This window comes from Pseudomonas sp. OG7, assembly GCF_014192825.1.
Classification (GTDB): Bacteria; Pseudomonadota; Gammaproteobacteria; order Pseudomonadales; family Pseudomonadaceae; genus Aquipseudomonas; species Aquipseudomonas monteilii.
In genome coordinates this window covers 254,592-273,347 of sequence record NZ_JACHYK010000003.1, presented here as the reverse complement: position 1 = coordinate 273,347, position 18,756 = coordinate 254,592, and the positions used below count along the sequence as shown (strand labels likewise).

Genomic DNA, 18,756 nt, shown 5'->3' with positions numbered 1-18,756 from the left:
TCGATGAAACAGCACGGTACCGATACCGTCCGCGAGCAGGCGGCCGCATGGTTCGCCCGCGAGCAGGATGCGCCTCGGGATGCCGGGCTGCAGAAACAGTTGCGTGCCTGGTTGGCGAGCGACGAGCGCCACCGGGAAGAGTACGAACACCTCAGTCGCGTTTGGCAGGCCGCCAGCTTCATTCCACGCCAGCGCCTTGAAGCGCTGTGCCAGCCGGAACCGGTGCAGCAGCTGCCTCGTCGGCGCTTTGTGCGTCAGGCCTTGGCCGCCAGTGTTGCGGTGTTGGCGTTGGGGCTGGGCTGGGCCGGCTGGCACTACCAGCAACTGAACCATCAGGACAGCCTGCAGACTGCCTTTAACGAGCGCCGCCAGGTTGAGTTGCCGGATGGCACGCACCTGGAACTTAATGGCAACACACAGGTGCAGGTCGATTTCAGCGCCGGACAGCGGCATATCCGCCTGAGCGCCGGGGAGGTGATGTTCAGCGTCGCCCACGACAGCGCCAGGCCGTTCGTGGTCGACACCGCCCAGGGCCGTGTGACGGTAACCGGTACCCGCTTTGACGTTCGCCTGGACCCGGCCAGCACGCGGGTAGCGGTGGAGCAGGGTTCGGTGCGTGTGCAGGGCAAGGGAGCGTCACTTGCGCAGCTTACGGCCGGGCAGGGTTCGCAAATAGACGCTCAAGGCGCGGTCACCGCACCTTACGCAGTCAATGCTGCCGCTGTGACCGCCTGGCGCCAGGGCAAGCTGGTGTTCGATAACGCGACCTTGGCCGAGGTAGTGGCTGAAGCCTCGCGCTACCGCAGCCAACCGTTGCGGGTTGCCCCGGGCAAAGTCGCCCAGATGCGCCTTTCCAGCACTTTCAGCACCGACGACACCGACGCGCTGCTGCGGGCCTTGCCGAGCATCCTGCCGGTGGCCATCAAGGCCCATGAAGACGGCTCTCGCGAAATAATTGCGAAATAGATTCAGGTTTTTTTCCACTCGTTCGTCTTCCTCGCCAGCTGCAACTGCCAAGCATTTCCATTTGCACGCAGTTGGCGTTTATTCCGCATTCAGGATGTTTCGACGACGTGAACAACAACAAACCTTTCCCACGTTTGCCCGCCCTGGCGCTGGCCCTGGCGGTCAGTGCCGTGGCCGTCAACAGCCAGGCTGCAGAGGCCGGCAACACCATCCAGATCCAGGCCCAGCCGCTGGGATCGGCGCTGAGCCAGCTTGGCCAGCAGACCAACCTGCAACTGTTCTTCAGCCCCGAGTTGGTGGCTGGCAAGCAGGCCCCGGCGGTGTCTGGCAACCTGGCGCCGGTGCAAGCGCTGCAAGAGTTGCTGCAAGGCAGCGGGCTGACCTTCGAGGTGTCCCAGGACACCGTTGTGGTAAAGCCGCTGCCGACTACCCTTGACCTGGGCAGTGGCAGCCTGGAGCTGGCGCCCACCGACATCAAGGTAGTCGGTGACTGGCTGGGCGATGCGCAGCAGAGCGTGGTGCAGAACCACCCCGGCGCCCGCACCGTGGTGCGCCGCGAGGCGATGGTGGAAAAGGGCGCCATGAACGTTCGCGATGTGCTGCGTGGCATCCCGGGTGTGCAGGTGCAGGATTCCAACGGCACTGGCGGCAGCGATCTGTCGCTGAACGTGGGCGTGCGCGGCCTGACCTCGCGCCTGTCGCCGCGCTCCACCGTGTTGATCGACGGCATCCCGGCCGCGTTCGCGCCGTATGGCCAGCCTCAGCTGTCGATGGCGCCGATTTCCTCGGGCAACCTCGACAGCATCGACGTGGTACGTGGCGCAGGCTCGGTGCGTTATGGCCCGCAGAACGTGGGAGGGGTGATCAACTTCGTCACCCGGGCAATTCCGGAAAAGGCCTCGGCAGAGCTGTCCACCACCCTGGAAACCTCCCAGCACGGCGGCTGGAAGCACACCGAGTCGGCCTTCGTCGGCGGCACGGCAGACAACGGCATGGGGGTGGCACTGCTGTATACCGGCGTCAACGGCAACGGTTACCGTGAAAGCAACAACGGCAACGACATCGACGACGTTATCCTCAAGACCCACTGGGCGCCGACCGATGTCGACGAGTTCTGGCTCAACTTCCACTACTACGATGGCCGCGCCGACATGCCCGGTGGCCTGACCCAGGCCCAGTACGACAGCAACCCGTACCAGTCGCTGCGCGATTACGACTACTTCGCCGGTCGGCGCAAGGACGTATCGTTCAAGTGGCAACGCCAGCTCGACGATGCCACCCAGTTCGAAGTGCTGACTTATTACACCGACAGCTTCCGTGGCAGTGCCATCGCTTCGCGTGACATGAAGACCCTGTCGTCGTACCCGCGCAACTACCACACCTTCGCCATCGAGCCGCGTGTGTCGCGTATCTTCTTTGCCGGCCCGACCACGCAGGAAGTCAGTGTGGGTTACCGCTACCTGAAGGAAGCGATGCGTGAGCAGTCGACGCGCCTGGCGCTGATCGACAACGTGCCCACCGTGACCCCGACCTCCGACGGCCATGTGTTCCAGGACCGTAGCGGTGGTACCGAGGCCAGCGCCTACTACATCGACGACAAGATCGATGTGGGTAACTGGACCATCACCCCGGGCATCCGCTTCGAGCACATCAACACCGACTGGCGCGACCGCCCGGTGCTGGACGCCAACAACCGCCCGGTAGCGGAGAAGAAACGCAGCATCACCAGCAACGAGCCGCTGCCAGCGTTGAGCGTGATGTACCACATCTCCGATGCCTGGAAGGTGTTCGCCAACTACGAGACCTCGTTCGGCAGCCTGCAGTACTTCCAGCTGGGCCAGGGCGGCACCGGCAACAGCACGGCCAATGGCCTGGAGCCGGAAAAGGCCAAGACCTACGAGATCGGTACGCGGTATGACAATGGTGGTTTCGCCGGTGAGCTGACGGCGTTCTACATCGACTTCGATGACGAGTTGCAGTACATCAGCAACGATGTGGGTTGGACCAACCTGGGCGCCACCAAGCACCAGGGTATCGAAGCGTCGGTTCGTTATGACCTGGCCGGGCTGGACCCGCGCTTCGAAGGCCTGTCGGTGAACGGCGGCTACACCTACACCCGCGCCACCTATGAAGGCGAGATTCCCGGCTTCAAGGGCCGTGACCTGCCGTTCTACTCACGCCAGGTGGCCACTGCCGGCGTGCGTTACGAGGTCAACCGCTGGACCTGGAACCTGGATGCCTACGCCCAATCCAAGCAGCGTGCGCCGGGCACCGGGATCAACGCCGACGGCAGCTTCAATGGTGACTACATCACCGAGCCGAGTGCCGATGGGCAGTATGGCGATATTCCGGGTTATGTGACCTGGCATGCCCGTGGCGGGTATGAGTTCGGGCCAGAGATGTCCAATCTGAAGCTGGCGGTGGGGGTGAAGAACCTGTTCGACAAGCAGTACTTCACCCGTTCCAGCGACAACAATGCCGGCATTTATGTGGGTGAGCCGCGCACCTTCTATGTGCAGGCCAGTGTAGGGTTCTGATCTGAAATTGCCGGGGCGCAACGCGCCCCCGGCGATTACGAAGCCACCGCCTCAGCCGGCGAAACGATACTGGTCTTCGCCCCCCGCGACCTACCCGAACTCAGATAAGCCGCAATCGACTCCTGCGTCACCTCGCCCAAGAACACCTGCTCGGCATCCAGCACCGGCAACCACGCCCTATTAAATTCGTACATCCGCGACAGCAGGATGCGCAAATGCTCATCATGCGACGCCGTGGCATTGAACTGGCGCAGGAAGTCCCCGCACGTGCCTTGCTGGCGGTGCATGTCGCGTCGGCGCACATAACCCAGCGCCTTGTTCTGTGCATCGGTCACCACTACGTAGCGGCGGTCGTGCTCGTCCAGCAGCTCCAGCGCATCGCTCACCGGCGTCTCCGGGCTCACCGACGGCGCGTTGTCTGCGGCATCCTCGGCACGCACCAGCAGCAAGCGTTTCAGCGTGCTGTCCTGGCCTACGAAGTTGCTCACGAAGTCATCCACCGGATGCGCCAGCAGGGTGTCCGGGTGGTCCAGCTGCAGCAGCTTGCCGGCGCGGAAAATGGCGATCTTGTCGCCCAGCTTGATGGCTTCGTCGATGTCGTGGCTGACCATGATCACCGTCTTGTTCAGCGCCCGCTGCATCTCGAAGAACTCGTTCTGGATCATCTCGCGGTTGATCGGGTCGACCGCGCCGAAGGGTTCGTCCATAAGCAGCACCGGGGCCTCGGCTGCCAGCGCGCGGATCACGCCGATGCGCTGTTGCTGGCCACCGGACAGTTCACGCGGGTAGCGCTGCAGGTACTGCTTGGGCTCCAGCTTGATCATGTGCATCAGCTCGCGCGCACGCTCGTGGCATTTTTGCTTGTCCCAGCCGAGCAGGCGCGGGACCACGGTGATGTTCTCCTCGATGGTCATGTTGGGGAACAGGCCGATCTGCTGGATCACGTAGCCGATGCGGCGGCGCAGGGTCACTTCGTCCAGGCCGCTGGTGTCTTCGCCGTTGATGAACACCTGGCCGGAGGTGGGGGTGATCAGGCGGTTGATCATTTTCAGCGTGGTGCTTTTGCCGCAGCCCGAGGGGCCGAGGAACACGCAGATTTCCCCTTCGTTGACGGTGAGGTTTACCGCGTCGACGGCTTTCACGTCCTTGCCGTTGACGTTGAAGGTTTTGCTGAGGTTCTTCAGTTCGATCATGAGCGCAGTCCTTCTGGAGTCAGGGCACGTTGCAGGGTTTGCAGGAGCAGGTCGGCAATGATCGCCAGCAGGCTGACCAGCACGGCGCCGACCAGCAGCATCGACATGTCGCTGCGGCTGATGGAGGTGAGGATGAGCACACCCAGGCCGCCGGCGCCGATGGTGGCGGCGATGGTCATGACGCCGATGTTCATGACCACGGCGGTGCGCACACCGGCGAGGATCACCGGCACTGCGATGGGCAGCTCGACCATGCGCAGGCGCTGGCCGAAGGTCATGCCGATGCCGCGTGCGGCTTCACGGATGCCGGGCTCGACGTTGGTCAGGGCCAGGTAGGTGTTGCGCATGATTGGCAGCAGCGAATAGAGGAACACGGCAGTGATCGCCGGGAGTGGTCCAAGGCCTTGGCCAAATTTGGAGTAGAACGGCAGCAGAAGGCCGAACAGGGCAATGGAGGGGATGGTGAGCAGCACCGTGGCGCTGGCCTGCAATGGGCCAGCGAGGGCCGGGAAGCGCGTCATCAGAATGCCCAGCGGCACCCCGACGAGGATCGCCAGGCCTACTGCTACGCCCACCAGCATGATGTGCTGCCAGGTCAGTTGCAGCACCTGGGCCCAGTCCAGGTGGCTGAAGGTATCGATCAGGTTCATGGCTGGCCCTCGCTGTTCAGTGGGTGTTCACGCAGGAAGGCGGCGGCGACGGCGGTCGGGTTCTGGTGCTCGACGTCGACCTTGGCGTTGAGCTGGCGCATGGTTTCGTCATCCAGCTGCTCGGCCAGCGGCTTGAGCAGGCCGGCCAGTTGCGGGTTGGCGTCGAGCACCGCCTTGCGCACCACCGGGGCGGCGGTGTAGTCCGGGAAGTAGTGTTTGTCGTCTTTCAGCAGCTTGAGGTCGAAGGCGTTCAGGCGGCCATCGGTGGTATACACCAAGCCAGCGAACACCTGGTTGTTGCGCATGGCCGTGTAGACGAGGCCGCCGTCCATCTGGCGGATGTTGCGACGGTCCAGCGGCAGGCCGTACATCTCGCGCAGGCCGACCAGGCCGTCGGGGCGGTTGGCGAACTCGGTGTCCAGCGCCACCAGGTGGGTGCGCTGGCTTTCGTCATGCAGCACCTGGCTGAGGTCGCTGATGGTGTTCACCTGCGGGTAGGCTTCGGCCACTTGGCGGGGCAGGCCCAGTGCGTAGGTGTTGCTGAACTTCGACGGGGTCAGCCAGATCAGGTCCTTCTTGGCATCCAGTGCCTTTACCCTGGCGAAAGTGGCTTCGGCGTTGGGCATGCGCTCGTCGATGTGGTTATACGACACCAGCGACACGCCCGTGTATTCCCACATCAGGTCGAGCTGGCCGGTCTCCTGGGCCTGGCGTGCGATGTTGCTGCCAAGGCCGGTGGTGACACGCACGTCGAAGCCATTGGCACGCAGGTATTGCGCGGTGATTTCGGCGAGCACGGTCTGTTCGGTGAATACCCGCGCGCCGATGCGCACCAGCGGTTTTTCAGCTGCTTGGGCAAATCCTGCGAACAGCAGGGCCGCGCCCAGCAGCAAGGCGATTCTTTTCTTCATACGTTCCCTATCCTTATTGGGCCAGGCCACGTTCCAGCCAGCGCTTGCTGGAGAAACTCACCGCTGCGTCCAGCACCAGGGCCAGCAGCGCGGTGCACGCGGCGCCCAGCAGCAGCTGTGGCTGGTTGTTCAGGGCGATGCCGGGGAAGATCAGGCTGCCCAGGCTGTTGGCACCGATCAGGAAAGCCAGGGGCGCGGTGCCCACGTTCAACGCCAGGGCCACGCGAACACCGCCGACAATGATCGGCACGGCGTTGGGCAATTCCACCTGCCAGAGTTGCTGGCGCGGGGTCATGCCGATGCCGGTGGCGGCTTCCTTGAGCGAGGCGGGGACGTTTTTCAGGCCCTCGTAGGTGTTGCGCACGATGGGCAAGAGAGAGGCGAGGAACAGTGCGAAGATCGCAGGCCCGGCGCCGATGCCCAGAATACTCAGGGCGATGGCCAGAACGGCCAGGGGAGGGATGGTGTTGCCAACGTTGAAGAACTGCATGAAGCGCTCGGCTTTGTCGACCCGGTGCGGTCGACTGAGCGCAATGCCAGCGGGGATGCCCACGGCCAACGCCGCCGCCATCGAAGCCAGCACCAGTACCAGGTGCGCTTGCAGGTAGAACCCAAGATCGTCGCGATAACGCGTGATCGTGTCGATGCCGATCCAGTGGATCAGCAGGGCCAGGATGACGAGCACGATGGCGCATCCCAACAGCCCTTTTCCGTAGCGTTTTGCCACAGGCGGACTCCTTGTGTAGTCGGCGAGCACACTTCTTTTTTGCCGGCCAGGCCTGGCGGCGGATGGTGTGTTCGCGAGTAGCAGCTTGATACACGCCGAAGGCTGCGATCAGGCCATGAGCCGAACCCCGTCGGGCCCGAAAATGCTGATGAAACCGATCCCCAACCGAAGCGGGTTGCAGGGGAGTGGACGTCTCCGTGGGTGTAAAGGTTCCCATCTGAGGCGGCATTTGGCCAGCGTTAATCACTGGAGCAATAGAAAATTGACGCGAAAAATAAGCGCAATTCTTACATCAAGGCGTTGAATTACCTGCTATCAAGCCACTTGTCTCGCCAAGCAATATTCCCTTTGAAGTTTCTCGATAATTTCCTTGAGGGAATATTCTCTCGGAGGTATTTTTGTTGTGTGGTGTATAGGGATGTGCCCAGAATTCACAGTCGAGTTCGGGAGGTTGGCAATGGAGGTTCAGGATGAACTGTTGGCTCACCTCCACCTGCTTGCATGCCGCGGCCCGGCTTTAGGGCGACCTCGTGTGGATACCCTGAAGGGTTCAAGGCACGCGAACATGAAAGAGTTGCGGTTCAGCGTCGGCGATGGTGTGTGGCGCGTAGCGTTCGCTTTTGACCCATCTCGATGCGCGTTGCTGTTGGTCGCGGGAGACAAGGGCAGGCATCAATGAGCGTAGGTTTTACCGGAGCCTGATCGACCGTGCCGACGCACGTTTCGAGCGGCACCTGTCCAGAGGTTGAACGATGAAAACACTCGATGACGTCATGAACGAACTTTCACCTGAGCGCAGGGCGAGGGTGGAAGCACGCGGTCGGGAACTGATCCGTGAAGAAATGACCATGCAAGCATTGCGCAGGCAGTTGGATATCACGCAGGAAGAGTTGGCGGAGCGTCTCGATATTCGTCAGGGCAATGTTTCGAAAGTGGAGAAGAGGAGTGACATGTTGATATCCACCCTGCGCAGCTATGTGGAGGCCTTGGGTGGGACATTGGAACTCGTTGTACATATGCCCGGCCGGCCTCCTGTCACGCTTGACGGTTTTTGTGAGGATCAGGCAAAACGCGCGTGATTGACCAGCGGGCGGGGATCAGATTTTCGTCCCCGCCCAACTTCAGGTATGATATCGCCCCTTTTAAATCCCCCAGTCAGGCGATTTCCCATGACCAACCAGGCCGCCGAAGTCGCGAAGCGCCGCACTTTCGCAATCATTTCCCACCCCGACGCCGGTAAGACCACCATCACCGAGAAGCTGCTGCTGATGGGCAAGGCCATTGCCGTCGCCGGTACCGTGAAGTCGCGCAAGTCCGACCGCCACGCCACCTCCGACTGGATGGAAATGGAGAAGCAGCGCGGCATCTCCATCACCACCTCGGTGATGCAGTTCCCGTACCGCGAGCACATGATCAACCTGCTCGACACCCCCGGCCACGAAGACTTCTCGGAAGACACCTACCGCACCCTGACCGCAGTGGACTCGGCGCTGATGGTGCTCGACGGCGGTAAAGGGGTTGAGCCGCGTACCATCGCCCTGATGGACGTGTGCCGCCTGCGCGATACGCCGATCGTCAGCTTCATCAACAAACTCGACCGTGACATCCGCGACCCGATCGAACTGCTGGACGAGATCGAAGCCGTACTGAAGATCAAGGCCGCGCCGATCACCTGGCCGATTGGTTGCTACCGCGACTTCAAAGGCGTGTACCACCTCACCGGCGACTACATCGTGGTGTACACCCCTGGCCACGGCCATGAGCGCACCGAAGCCAAGATCATCCAGAAGCTGGACTCGGACGAAGCCCGCGCACACCTGGGTGACCAGTACGACTCGTTTGTCGAGCAGCTGGAGCTGGTGCAGGGCGCCTGCCATGAGTTCAACCAGGAAGAGTTCATCAACGGGCAGCTGACCCCGGTGTTCTTCGGTACGGCGCTGGGCAACTTCGGTGTGGATCACGTGCTCGACGCCGTGGTCGACTGGGCGCCGCGCCCGCTGGGCCGCGTTGCCCACGAGCGTACCGTCGAGCCTGTGGAAGAGAAGTTCACCGGCTTCGTGTTCAAGATCCAGGCGAACATGGACCCGAAACACCGCGACCGTATCGCCTTCATGCGCATCTGCTCGGGCAAGTACGAGAAGGGCATGAAGATGCGCCACGTGCGCCTGAACAAGGACCTGCGTATCGGCGATGCGCTGACCTTCTTCTCCTCCGAGCGTGAACAGCTGGAAGAGGCCTTTGCCGGTGACATCATTGGCCTGCACAACCATGGCACCATCCAGATCGGTGACACCTTCACCGAAGGCGAAGCGCTGGGCTTCACCGGTATCCCGCACTTCGCCCCGGAGCTGTTCCGTCGCGTGCGCCTCAAGGACCCGCTGAAGTCCAAGCAGCTGCGCCAGGGCTTGCAGCAGCTGGCTGAAGAAGGTGCTACCCAGGTGTTCTTCCCGGAGCGTAGCAACGACATCATCCTCGGTGCGGTCGGTGTGCTGCAGTTCGACGTGGTCGCCAGCCGCCTGAAGGAAGAGTACAAGGTCGAGTGCGCCTACGAGCCGATCACCGTGTGGTCGGCCCGCTGGATCAGCTGCGACGACAAGAAGAAGCTTGAGGAATTCCAGACCAAGGCCATGGAAAACCTGGCCATCGACGGTGGCGGTCACCTGACCTACCTGGCGCCTACCCGGGTCAACCTGTCGCTGATGGAAGAGCGCTGGCCGGACATCAAATTCCGCGCTACCCGCGAGCATCACTAATAATTGAGAATGGGGCCGCCAAGCGGCCCCTTTTCAATTCCCGGCTTTGATACTGGTCCAGATCCGCGTGCGAATGCGGTCGATCTTCGCCGGCATCGCCTCCAGCGCATACAGCTTGCCCATCACATCCTCGCTTGGGTAAATCATCGTATTACCCTTCATCGCGGGATCCACCAGCCCGTCCGCCTTCAGGTTGCCGTTGGCGTACTGCACATGGTTGCTGATGTTGGCCATCACGTCCGGCTGCAGCAGGTAGTTCATGTAGGCATACCCGGCTTTTTCATCCGGAGCATCCGCCGGCATGGCCACCATGTCGAACCACATGGGCGCGCCTTCCTTGGGGATCGAGTAGCCCACCTTCACCCCGTTCTTCGCCTCTTCGGCACGGTTCTTCGCCTGCAGCACATCCCCCGAGAAACCTACCACCACGCAAATGTCGCCGTTGGCCAGGTCGCCGGTGTACTTCGATGAGTGGAAGTAGCTGATGTACGGGCGTACCTGCATCAGCAGCGCCTTGGCCTTGTCGTAGTCTGCCGGGTTCTGGCTATGGTGTGGCAGGCCCAGGTAGTGCAAGGCAATTGGCAGCAGTTCAGGACCGTTGTCCAGCACGGCAACGCCACAGCTTTTCAGCTTGCTCATGTACTCGGGCTTGAAGATGAGGTCCCACGAATCAACCGGTGCATTGTCGCCGAGCACCGCCTTGACCTTGTCGATGTTGTAGCCGATGCCGGTACTGCCCCACAGGTAAGGGAAGCCGTACTGGTTGCCCGGATCGTTTACCTCCAGTGCCTTGAGCAGCACCGGGTTGAGGTTTTGCCAGTTGGGCAACTGCGACTTGTCCAGGCGCTTCAGGGCCTTGCCCTGGATTTGCCGGGCCATGAAATGGTTGGAGGGGAACACCACGTCGTAGCCGGAGTTGCCGGTCATCAGCTTGCCGTCGAGGGTTTCGTTGCTGTCGTACACGTCGTAGGTGGGCACGATGCCACTGGCCTGCTGGAAGTTTTTCAGCGTGTCGGGGGCGACGTAGCTGGACCAGTTGTAGATCTTTACCGTTTCGGCGGCGCCGGCCACGCTGGCGGCCAGCATCAGGGGAGCGAGAAGGAGCGTGCGCATTTCGGGGTTACCTTGCTTTGTCTGTTGTTATCGAAGGCAGGCGATCAGCGGATCAGAAGATAAGGACGTAGGTCTTGCGCACGGTATCCTGGATGTCCCAGGTGCCAGTGCTGTTGGCCGGTAGCATCAATGCGTCTCCGGCTTCTATGACCAGGGGCTCGCCACCGTCGGGGGTGAAGGTACAGCGGCCCTTGATGAAGTGGCAGAACTCCTGTTGCACGATCTGCCGGCGCCAGCGCCCGGGGGTGCATTCCCAGATGCCGGTTTCCACGCCGTCGCTGCGCTCCACGCAGGTGACCGACGTCACGGCTACGGGTTCGCCGAGCGGTACCGCGACCGGGTTGCTGCTGTCGAGCACGGCGCTGTCAGTGTTCTTGAACTGGGTGATGCTCATGACCGGTGGATCCTGTGTATGGGAAAGGGAAGTCAGTGCATGAAGCCTTCCATGAAGTCCGCAAGCGAGCTGGCCAGGCGCCGCCTCCAGGGCGCGCTGGCGGGGTTGGCGAGGGTCCGGTCCTCGTGGACGAAGCTTTGGATGATGGCGTTGTAGCCCAGCCAGCGGCAGGGTTCGGGTGGCCAGCTGGCCAGGCTGGAAACCGGGCGGTTGTCGAGCACCCAGGGCTGCGCGGTCAGTTCGTTGTGCTGGTTGAGGATCAGCGCTGCAAGTGTGCGCCCGCCCAGGTTGGTGGCGCCGACACCTTCGCCGCCGTAGCCGCCAGCCAGGGCGATGCCGCGCTGGCGGTCGCACAGCATGTGCGGGCGGAAGCGTCGGGCCATGCCCAGGTTGCCCCCCCATGAGTGGGTGATGCGTACGTGTTTCAGTTGCGGGAAAAGCTCGCTGAACAGGTAACGACGCAGTTCGATTTCTTGCGCGTCGAGGTTGAAGTTTTCGCGCAGTCGGCCGCCGAAGCGATAGCCTCCGCGGGCACCGAATACCAGGCGGTTGTCGGCGGTGCGCTGGCCATAGGTGACCTGGCGGCTGCTTTCGCTGAAGGCCTGGCCTTGGCTCAGGCCGATCTGCTCCCAGGTCGAGTCCGGCAGTGGTTCGGTAGCGACCAGCAGGCTCTGTACGGGCAACTGATGTTTGCCCAGTGGCGGCAGGCTGGCAGCGTAACCTTCCACGGCGGGCACTACCCACTGGCAGCGAATCCGTGCCAGCGGCGTGCGCACCTCGCCGGGCTGCCAATCGATGGCCGGCGTGTTTTCATAGATCGGCACGCCCATCGCCTCCACTGTCCGAGCCAAGCCGCGCACGAGTCTGGCCGGCTGGATGGTCGCGGTGTGCGGGCTGTAGATGGCGCCAAAGGCATTGCTGACCCGCAGTTGGGCGTCCAGTTGCTCGGGGCGCAGCCAGCGGTAGTCGTCTTCGGTCATGCCTTGGCGATACAGATCGTCCAGGTAGGCGCGCAGGCTGCGTTCCTGCTCCGGGTAGCGTGCGGCGCAGTACAGCACGCCGCCTTTGCGGTAGTCGCAGTCGATACCTTCGCGTTGCAGCACACGCTGTACTTCATCGGGAATGCCGTGCAGCAGGTCGATGCTGGCGCGGCGCTGTTGTGGCGACAGGGTGGCCAGCAGGCGGTCTTCGCCCAGCAGGTTGCCCATCAGCCAGCCGCCGTTGCGCCCGGAGGCGCCGAAACCGGCGATGTTGGCGTCGATCACCGCGACGTTCAGCTGCGGGGCCTGGCGCTTGAGGTAGTAGGCAGTCCACAGGCCGGTGTAGCCGGCACCGATGATGCACACGTCCGCAACCAGGTCTTCACGCAGGGCCGGGCGAGCGCACAGTGGCTCGTCGAGCTGGTCCATCCACAGGCTGAGCGTGCGCAGGGGTTGCATCGGGTTGGGCTCCACATCCGTCAAGGTTTGTGGGCGATCCTAGTGGGCTGTGCGGGCGGCTGTCTTACGTGCGTGCACGCAGGGAAATTTGCTTCAGGTACGCCTTGGGCGTGAGGCCGGTGTGTTCCCGGAAGCACTTGTAGAACGCTGACAGTGAGTTGAAGCCGGCGCTGAACGCCAACTCGTCAATCGTTGCCTCGACGCTGTCGTCGTCCAGGCTGGCCATCAGGTGTTGCAAGCGAGCCTGGTTGACGTAGCGGTAGAAGCTTTGCCCAAGCACCTGGTTGAGCAGGTAGGAAATCTGGTTGCGGCTGTAACCACTGGCGTCGGCGACCTGCTGCAGGTCCAGCTCCGGGTCCAGGTAGGGGCGCTGGCGCTGGAAGTAGTGTTCCAGGTCCTGGGCCATGGTCGACAGTTGCCGTGGTGACAACCCCAGGCGGCTGGTGGCAGGGCGCGGGCCGGTACTGGTGCGCCCGCTGCTGTTCTGGCGAACCAGCGTGGCGTATTCGTTGACCCGCCAGATCAGGCCGTCCTTGACGGTGATCGCCTCGCTGGACTGGAACGCCACCAGGCCATCGCCACCCTGGACCGTGACCTGGTACTGGATGAACGCGGTGCAGCCATCGACGCGGATGCGGTCACTGTGAACGATGTCTTCGCCGGCTTCATGGGGCAGGCAGGCGCGTACGTAGTCGCGCATCTCAACGTAGCCAAGCACCCGGTTCTGGAAAAAGTCGTGGTACTGGATGTCGGGGTGGTACAGCGCTATGACCCCGTCCAGGTCTCGATGCTTCCAGCACAGGTGGTAGCGCAGCACGGTGTCAGCGGTGAGCGGGGTCTGGGCGGAGTCGTCAGGGAGCGTCATTGCCAGATCATGCCTCGCCGGCGTAAAGGCCACAATATTGCAGAACACCTGATGCCGGAGCGCCACTCGCGCTTTTTGCACGATTCTTAAATCGAAGAATTCACTAACTATCTGATTTTTATGTAAGTAATTTTTTGTAATGAATGGCACAGCCTCTGCAACGGTTACTGCGCGAATGGACTTCTCGCTAACAACATACATAGGCGCACATATCATGATCCCCTCTGCCGACTCCTCCGTTTTCGATACTCAAGGCCGCTCAGGTGTTTCCTGGGCGGCCATCTTCGCGGGTGCTGCTGCGGCGGCCGCTTTATCCCTGATATTGGTGGTGCTGGGTGCGGGCTTGGGCTTTGCCGCCACTTCACCTTGGGCCAACGAGGGCGCGAGCGCGAAAACGCTGGCGGTTTCCACCATCATCTGGCTGTTGCTGACGCAGATCATCGCTTCTGGCCTGGGCGGGTATATCGCCGGCAGGCTGCGTGTGAAGTGGGCCAACTTGCATGGCGATGAAGTGTACTTCCGCGACACCGCCCATGGGTTCCTGTCCTGGGCAGTCGCCACCTTGGTAGCTGCGATGCTGGTCCTGGGTACGGCGGGCAACCTGGTAGGTGCTGGAGCCAGCGCGGCGACGCAAGTGGTTGGCATGAGTGCTGCTGCCGGTGGCGCGGCGGCTGCCAATGCCGATAAGGATTCGATGGGGTATTTCGTCGACAGCCTGTTCCGTGGTGACGGCCCTGCGCCGGTGAGCGAGGACGCTGCCAATGGGGTAGCGGCGCGCATTCTGGCCAAGGGCCTGGCAGGTGACGGTGCACTTGCGCCTGAAGACCGCGCTTACCTGGCGCAGTTGGTGGCGCAACGCACCCGCTTGACCCAACCCGAAGCAGAGGCCCGCGTCGACCAGGTGATGGCCCAGGTGCAACAGCTCAAGCTGCAGGCCAAGCAAGCGGCTGAGGCTGCCGCGAAGGCTGCTGCATGGACCGCGCTGTGGACTTTTGTAGCACTGCTGTGTGGCGCCTTCTTCGCCAGCCTTGCAGCGCTTTATGGTGGTCGCCGTCGTGACCAGGTGCAGTGGCTGGAAGGCGAATACGTCGCCCATCGCACCATTCAACGTTAAGCAAGGAGAACCGACATGCGCTCGATACTGCTTTGGATGCTTGGGGTACCGATTCCGGTCATCATCCTGATCGCCATTTTCATGCATTGACCGAAAGAGCCGCTTTGCGGCCCTCTCGCAGCATAAGGCTGCGAATGGGGCGCAAAGCGCCCCCGGTCATCTACAGAAACTGCTCCGCATAATGGCAAGCCACCTGCCGCGTACTCACCTGCCGCAACGCCGGCACCTCCTTGGCACAGCGCTCGGTCGCATACGGGCACCGCTTGTGAAACGCACACCCATCCGGCGGGTTGAGCGGGTTGGGCAATTCCCCGGCAATGCGGATCTTCGGCTTCAGCGGGTCCGGGTGAATAGTGGGAGTTGCCGACAGCAACGCCTGGGTATACGGGTGCAACGGCCTCTCATAGATATCCTCTTTCGGCCCCATTTCCGCCGGTCGCCCGAGGTACATCACCAGCACCTGATCGGCCACATGTCGCACCACCGCCAGGTTGTGCGAGATGAACACGTAGGCGGTGTTGAATTCCTTCTGCAAGTCCATGAACAGGTTCAGTACCTGCGCCTGGATCGACACGTCCAGCGCCGAGGTCGGCTCGTCCGCTACCAGCACCTTCGGTTGCAGCATCATCGCTCGGGCCAAGGCGATACGTTGGCGCTGGCCCCCGGAGAACATGTGTGGGTAACGCTGATAGTGCTCGGGGCGCAGGCCGACCTGTTCCATCATCTTCTGCACTTTTTCACGCCGCTCGGCCTTGCTCAGCGAGGTGTTTATCAGCAGTGGCTCGGCCAATTGGTCACCAATCTTCTGTCGGGGATTGAGCGAGGCGTAGGGGCTCTGGAACACCATCTGCACGTCGCGGCGCAGTTGCTTGCGCTCAGCCTTGCTGGCGCCTTTCACCTCGGTGCCGGCGATTTGCAGCGAGCCGGAGGACGGCTCTTCGATCAGGGTCAGTGCGCGGGCCAGGGTCGATTTGCCACAGCCGGACTCGCCAACCACGGCCAGGGTCTTGCCGGCTTCCAGTTCGAACGACACACCATTCAGCGCACGGACCAACGCATGGCCTTTGAACAGCCCGCGGGAGACTTCGTAATGCCGGGTCAGCTCCCGGGCGGATAGAACGACGGTCATTACGCCACCTCCTGGTTCAGCGGGTAGAAGCAGCGCACCAGGCTGTACGCCTGGGGATCAAGGGGCGGCCGTTGGTGGCGGCAGTTGTCCTGCACATAGGGGCAGCGCGGCGACAACAGGCAGCCGACAGGGCGGTCGTAACGGCCGGGGACGATGCCGGGCAGGGTGGCCAGGCGTTCGGCGCCGATGCTGTGCTCGGGGATCGCTGCCAGCAAGGCTTCGCTGTAGGGGTGGGCAGGCACGTCGAACAACTCAGGCACCTGGCCTACTTCCACCGCCTGGCCGGCGTACATCACGCACACGCGCCTGGCGGTTTCGGCGACCACGGCGAGGTCGTGGGTGATCAGAATGAGCGCCATGTTGCGCTCCTTCTGCAGGTTGACCAGCAGCTCCATGATCTGCGCCTGGATGGTCACGTCCAGTGCCGTGGTCGGTTCGTCGGCGATCAGCAGCTTGGGCTCGCCGGCAATGGCCATGGCAATCGCCACACGCTGGCTCATGCCGCCGGACAGCTGGTGCGGGTAGGCATCCAGGCGGCTTTCCGCTGCCGGGATCTCGACTTTTTTCAGCAGCTCCAGAGCACGCTGGCGCGCGGCCTTGCCCTTCAGGCCCAGGTGCTGGCGCAGCACTTCCTCGATCTGGTAACCCACGGTGTAGCTGGGGTTGAGCGCGGTCATCGGGTCCTGGAAGACCATGGCGATGTCCTTGCCCACCACCTTGCGCCGCTGGCGGCCGCTGAGCTTGAGCATGTCGGTGCCATCGAAGGTGAGGGCGTCGGCGGTGATGCGCCCGGGGGCGTCGATCAGGCCCATCAAGGCCATCATGGTGACCGATTTGCCCGAGCCGGATTCGCCGACGATGGCCAGGATTTCGCCCGCTTCTACCGTCAGGTCCAGGCCGTCGACCACCGGTACCGCCGTGGCGTCGCCGAAGCGCACGTTCAGGTTTTTGATCTGCAACAGTGACATGGCGTTCTCCTCAGGCGGCGTTCTTGAGTTTCGGGTCCAGCGCATCGCGCAGGCCGTCGCCCATCAGGTTGATTGCCAGCACACTGAGCAGAATGGTCAGGCCAGGCAGGCTCACCACCCACCAGGCGCGCTCGATGTAGTCACGGGCCGAAGCCAGCATGGTGCCCCACTCCGGGGTTGGCGGCTGTACACCGAGGCCGAGGAAACCCAGGGCAGCGGCGTCGAGGATCGCCGAGGAGAAGCTGAGGGTTGCCTGCACGATCAGCGGTGCCATGCAGTTGGGCAGCACGGTGACGAACATCAGCCGTGGTAGCCCGGCACCGGCCAGGCGTGCTGCGGTCACGTAGTCGCGGTTCAGCTCGCCCATCACGGCGGCACGGGTCAGGCGCACGTAGGAGGGCAGGGAAACGATGGCAATGGCAATGACGGTGTTGATCAGGCCTGGACCGAGGATGGCAACGATGGCCACCGCCAGCAGCAGCGAGGGCAGGGCCAGCATCACGTCCATCAGACGCATGATCGATGGGCCGAGCAATTGCGGGAAAAAGCCGGCCAGCAGGCCCAGCAGGATGCCCGGGATCAGCGATATCACCACTGACGACAGGCCGATCAGCAGCGACAGCCGCGCGCCCTGGATCAAGCGTGAAAGCAGGTCGCGGCCCAGCTCGTCAGTGCCGAGGATGAATTGCCAGGTGCCGCCCTCCAGCCACACGGGCGGTGTCAGCAGGAAGTCGCGGTACTGCTCGCTGGGGTCATGCGGGGCGACCCACGGTGCAAACAGCGCACAGAACACCACCAGGCACATGAAGGCCAGGCCCATTACAGCGCCTTTGTTGCGCGCGAAGGCTTGCCAGAACTCTTTGTAGGGCGAGGGGTAGAGCAGGCTCTGGTCCACCGGGCTGGCCGGCGACACGGGTTTGGGAATCGGGCTAGTCATGGCAAGGGCCTCAGCGCTGATGACGGATGCGTGGGTTGGCCAGGCCGTAGAGAATGTCCACGACGAAGTTGACCAGGATCACCAGGCAGGCGATCAACAGGATGCCGTTCTGGACCACGGGGTAGTCACGGGCGCCGATGGCTTCGATCAGCCATTTGCCGATGCCCGGCCAGGAAAAGATTGTTTCGGTCAGCACCGCACCGGCCAGCAATGTGCCAACCTGCAGGCCGAACACGGTCAGCACCGGGATCAAGGCATTGCGCAGGCCATGCACGAACACCACGCGCGCTGGCGACAGGCCTTTGGCGCGGGCGGTGCGGATGTAGTCTTCGCGCAATACTTCGAGCATCGACGAGCGGGTCATACGGGCGATGACCGCCAACGGGATGGTGCCGAGCACGATGGCCGGCAATATCAGGTGCATCACCGCGTCCTTGAACGCGCCTTCCTCATCACTGAGCAGCGTGTCGATCAGCATGAAGCCGGTTTTGGGCTCGATGTCGTAGAGCAGGTCGATGCGCCCGGACACCGGGGTCCAGCCCAGGCTCACCGAGAAGAACATGATCAGGATCAGGCCCCACCAGAAGATCGGCATCGAGTAGCCGACCAGGGAAATACCCATCACCCCATGGTCGAACAGCGAACCGCGCTTGAGCGCGGCGATCACCCCGGCCAGCAGGCCGACGATGCCGGCGAACAGCAGGGCGGCGAAGGCCAGTTCCAGGGTGGCCGGGAATAAGGTGAGAAACTCGCTCCACACGCTTTCGCGGGTACGCAGCGATTCACCCAGGTCACCTTGGGCGAGCTTGCCCACGTAGTCCAGGTACTGGACCGGCAGTGGTTTGTTCAGGCCCAGGCGTTCCATGGCCTGGGCATGCATTTCGGGGTCGACCCTGCGCTCGCCCATCATGACTTCCACCGGGTCACCGGGGATCAGGCGTATGAGCGCGAAGGTCAGCAAGGTGATGCCGAAAAAGGTCGGTATCAGCAGGCCCAGGCGCCGGGCAATAAAGCTCAACATTGTCGGGGTTACCTCTTCAGACCGTGCGGCCAGTAGCAC

At 62.6% G+C, this 18,756-nt stretch carries 18 protein-coding genes; 6 read left to right on the top strand and 12 right to left on the bottom strand.

Going from position 1 to position 18,756, the window contains the following annotated elements; genetic code table 11:
• The first annotated feature begins 3 nt into the window (after nucleotides 1-3).
• Together FHW75_RS09400 and FHW75_RS09395 are read left to right on the top strand one after the other, a co-directional pair.
• The gene (locus FHW75_RS09400; protein ID WP_016713185.1) at nucleotides 4-966 is read left to right on the top strand and encodes a FecR family protein; all 963 of its coding nucleotides are present in this window, start codon (nucleotides 4-6) and stop codon (nucleotides 964-966) included.
• Between the two features lie 107 nt (nucleotides 967-1,073).
• On the top strand, nucleotides 1,074-3,503 hold the full coding sequence (locus FHW75_RS09395) for a TonB-dependent receptor (protein WP_027609535.1): 2,430 nt from the start codon (nucleotides 1,074-1,076) through the stop codon (nucleotides 3,501-3,503).
• 35 nt (nucleotides 3,504-3,538) lie between these two features.
• Here FHW75_RS09395 and FHW75_RS09390 read toward each other — a convergent pair whose 3' ends face one another.
• The 4 genes from FHW75_RS09390 to FHW75_RS09375 are packed head-to-tail and all read right to left on the bottom strand — an operon-like array spanning nucleotide 3,539 to nucleotide 6,984.
• The gene (locus tag FHW75_RS09390; protein ID WP_019098675.1) at nucleotides 3,539-4,696 is read right to left on the bottom strand and encodes a betaine/proline/choline family ABC transporter ATP-binding protein; all 1,158 of its coding nucleotides are present in this window, start codon (nucleotides 4,694-4,696) and stop codon (nucleotides 3,539-3,541) included.
• Entirely contained in the window at nucleotides 4,693-5,346 is a 654-nt protein-coding gene (locus FHW75_RS09385; RefSeq protein ID WP_027609536.1) for an ABC transporter permease, read from the bottom strand. The genes FHW75_RS09390 and FHW75_RS09385 overlap by 4 nt, the downstream gene beginning before the upstream one ends.
• Nucleotides 5,343-6,257: a glycine betaine ABC transporter substrate-binding protein gene (locus tag FHW75_RS09380; RefSeq protein WP_016713181.1), complete on the bottom strand. Its 915-nt coding sequence runs from the start codon at nucleotides 6,255-6,257 to the stop codon at nucleotides 5,343-5,345. Before FHW75_RS09380 ends, FHW75_RS09385 begins: the two co-directional genes overlap by 4 nt.
• Before the next feature lie 13 nt (nucleotides 6,258-6,270).
• Nucleotides 6,271-6,984 (bottom strand): ABC transporter permease, encoded by a 714-nt coding sequence (locus FHW75_RS09375; protein ID WP_016713180.1) that lies wholly within the window; start codon nucleotides 6,982-6,984, stop codon nucleotides 6,271-6,273.
• A gap of 418 nt (nucleotides 6,985-7,402) precedes the next feature.
• Between FHW75_RS09375 and FHW75_RS09370 the strand changes: the two genes are divergently transcribed.
• The 3 genes from FHW75_RS09370 (at nucleotide 7,403) to FHW75_RS09360 (ending at nucleotide 9,737) form a co-directional block, all read left to right on the top strand.
• On the top strand, nucleotides 7,403-7,663 hold the full coding sequence (locus FHW75_RS09370) for a type II toxin-antitoxin system RelE/ParE family toxin (RefSeq protein ID WP_311648835.1): 261 nt from the start codon (nucleotides 7,403-7,405) through the stop codon (nucleotides 7,661-7,663).
• Between the two features lie 73 nt (nucleotides 7,664-7,736).
• A complete protein-coding gene (locus tag FHW75_RS09365; RefSeq protein ID WP_019098676.1) occupies nucleotides 7,737-8,063 on the top strand; it encodes an XRE family transcriptional regulator in 327 nt (108 codons plus the stop codon).
• Nucleotides 8,064-8,153: 90 nt separating this feature from the next.
• The gene (locus FHW75_RS09360; RefSeq protein ID WP_016713179.1) at nucleotides 8,154-9,737 is read left to right on the top strand and encodes a peptide chain release factor 3; all 1,584 of its coding nucleotides are present in this window, start codon (nucleotides 8,154-8,156) and stop codon (nucleotides 9,735-9,737) included.
• 33 nt (nucleotides 9,738-9,770) lie between these two features.
• Here FHW75_RS09360 and FHW75_RS09355 read toward each other — a convergent pair whose 3' ends face one another.
• From FHW75_RS09355 to FHW75_RS09340, 4 genes are all read right to left on the bottom strand, one after another.
• Nucleotides 9,771-10,850 carry a polyamine ABC transporter substrate-binding protein gene (locus FHW75_RS09355; RefSeq protein ID WP_016713178.1) on the bottom strand — a complete coding sequence of 360 codons (1,080 nt, stop codon included), beginning with the start codon at nucleotides 10,848-10,850 and terminating at the stop codon, nucleotides 9,771-9,773.
• A 52-nt stretch (nucleotides 10,851-10,902) separates the two neighbouring features.
• The gene (locus FHW75_RS09350) at nucleotides 10,903-11,244 is read right to left on the bottom strand and encodes a cupin domain-containing protein (RefSeq protein WP_016713177.1); all 342 of its coding nucleotides are present in this window, start codon (nucleotides 11,242-11,244) and stop codon (nucleotides 10,903-10,905) included.
• A gap of 32 nt (nucleotides 11,245-11,276) precedes the next feature.
• Entirely contained in the window at nucleotides 11,277-12,683 is a 1,407-nt protein-coding gene (locus FHW75_RS09345) for an FAD-binding oxidoreductase (protein WP_026020442.1), read from the bottom strand.
• Nucleotides 12,684-12,747: 64 nt separating this feature from the next.
• Nucleotides 12,748-13,548: a nuclear transport factor 2 family protein gene (locus FHW75_RS09340; RefSeq protein ID WP_019098678.1), complete on the bottom strand. Its 801-nt coding sequence runs from the start codon at nucleotides 13,546-13,548 to the stop codon at nucleotides 12,748-12,750.
• 214 nt (nucleotides 13,549-13,762) lie between these two features.
• Between FHW75_RS09340 and FHW75_RS09335 the strand changes: the two genes are divergently transcribed.
• The gene (locus FHW75_RS09335) at nucleotides 13,763-14,662 is read left to right on the top strand and encodes a hypothetical protein (RefSeq protein ID WP_025753800.1); all 900 of its coding nucleotides are present in this window, start codon (nucleotides 13,763-13,765) and stop codon (nucleotides 14,660-14,662) included.
• A gap of 160 nt (nucleotides 14,663-14,822) precedes the next feature.
• Here the strand turns inward: FHW75_RS09335 and FHW75_RS09330 are convergent, their stop codons facing one another.
• Genes FHW75_RS09330 through FHW75_RS09315 form a run of 4 tightly spaced genes read right to left on the bottom strand, consistent with a single transcriptional unit; the run spans nucleotide 14,823 to nucleotide 18,717 of the window.
• Nucleotides 14,823-15,791: a peptide ABC transporter ATP-binding protein gene (locus tag FHW75_RS09330; RefSeq protein ID WP_019098680.1), complete on the bottom strand. Its 969-nt coding sequence runs from the start codon at nucleotides 15,789-15,791 to the stop codon at nucleotides 14,823-14,825.
• Nucleotides 15,791-16,759: an ABC transporter ATP-binding protein gene (locus FHW75_RS09325; protein ID WP_159265901.1), complete on the bottom strand. Its 969-nt coding sequence runs from the start codon at nucleotides 16,757-16,759 to the stop codon at nucleotides 15,791-15,793. Before FHW75_RS09325 ends, FHW75_RS09330 begins: the two co-directional genes overlap by 1 nt.
• A gap of 10 nt (nucleotides 16,760-16,769) precedes the next feature.
• Nucleotides 16,770-17,696: an ABC transporter permease subunit gene (locus FHW75_RS09320; protein WP_019098681.1), complete on the bottom strand. Its 927-nt coding sequence runs from the start codon at nucleotides 17,694-17,696 to the stop codon at nucleotides 16,770-16,772.
• Between the two features lie 10 nt (nucleotides 17,697-17,706).
• Complete coding sequence (locus FHW75_RS09315; protein ID WP_183673532.1) at nucleotides 17,707-18,717, bottom strand: ABC transporter permease subunit; 1,011 nt, start codon at nucleotides 18,715-18,717, stop codon at nucleotides 17,707-17,709.
• Nucleotides 18,718-18,756 lie beyond the last annotated feature (39 nt).

What these genes read in the sequence shown, in the direction of transcription:
- FHW75_RS09400 (WP_016713185.1), top strand. Translation starts at nt 4, where the DNA reads ATGAAACAGCACGGTACCGATACCGTCCGCGAGCAGGCGGCCGCATGG.
- FHW75_RS09390 (WP_019098675.1), bottom strand. Translation starts at nt 4,696, where the DNA reads ATGATCGAACTGAAGAACCTCAGCAAAACCTTCAACGTCAACGGCAAG.
- FHW75_RS09385 (WP_027609536.1), bottom strand. Translation starts at nt 5,346, where the DNA reads ATGAACCTGATCGATACCTTCAGCCACCTGGACTGGGCCCAGGTGCTG.
- FHW75_RS09380 (WP_016713181.1), bottom strand. Translation starts at nt 6,257, where the DNA reads ATGAAGAAAAGAATCGCCTTGCTGCTGGGCGCGGCCCTGCTGTTCGCA.
- FHW75_RS09370 (WP_311648835.1), top strand. Translation starts at nt 7,403, where the DNA reads ATGTGCCCAGAATTCACAGTCGAGTTCGGGAGGTTGGCAATGGAGGTT.
- FHW75_RS09365 (WP_019098676.1), top strand. Translation starts at nt 7,737, where the DNA reads ATGAAAACACTCGATGACGTCATGAACGAACTTTCACCTGAGCGCAGG.
- FHW75_RS09360 (WP_016713179.1), top strand. Translation starts at nt 8,154, where the DNA reads ATGACCAACCAGGCCGCCGAAGTCGCGAAGCGCCGCACTTTCGCAATC.
- FHW75_RS09355 (WP_016713178.1), bottom strand. Translation starts at nt 10,850, where the DNA reads ATGCGCACGCTCCTTCTCGCTCCCCTGATGCTGGCCGCCAGCGTGGCC.
- FHW75_RS09350 (WP_016713177.1), bottom strand. Translation starts at nt 11,244, where the DNA reads ATGAGCATCACCCAGTTCAAGAACACTGACAGCGCCGTGCTCGACAGC.
- FHW75_RS09345 (WP_026020442.1), bottom strand. Translation starts at nt 12,683, where the DNA reads ATGCAACCCCTGCGCACGCTCAGCCTGTGGATGGACCAGCTCGACGAG.
- FHW75_RS09340 (WP_019098678.1), bottom strand. Translation starts at nt 13,548, where the DNA reads ATGACGCTCCCTGACGACTCCGCCCAGACCCCGCTCACCGCTGACACC.
- FHW75_RS09335 (WP_025753800.1), top strand. Translation starts at nt 13,763, where the DNA reads ATGATCCCCTCTGCCGACTCCTCCGTTTTCGATACTCAAGGCCGCTCA.
- FHW75_RS09330 (WP_019098680.1), bottom strand. Translation starts at nt 15,791, where the DNA reads ATGACCGTCGTTCTATCCGCCCGGGAGCTGACCCGGCATTACGAAGTC.
- FHW75_RS09325 (WP_159265901.1), bottom strand. Translation starts at nt 16,759, where the DNA reads ATGTCACTGTTGCAGATCAAAAACCTGAACGTGCGCTTCGGCGACGCC.
- FHW75_RS09320 (WP_019098681.1), bottom strand. Translation starts at nt 17,696, where the DNA reads ATGACTAGCCCGATTCCCAAACCCGTGTCGCCGGCCAGCCCGGTGGAC.
- FHW75_RS09315 (WP_183673532.1), bottom strand. Translation starts at nt 18,717, where the DNA reads ATGTTGAGCTTTATTGCCCGGCGCCTGGGCCTGCTGATACCGACCTTT.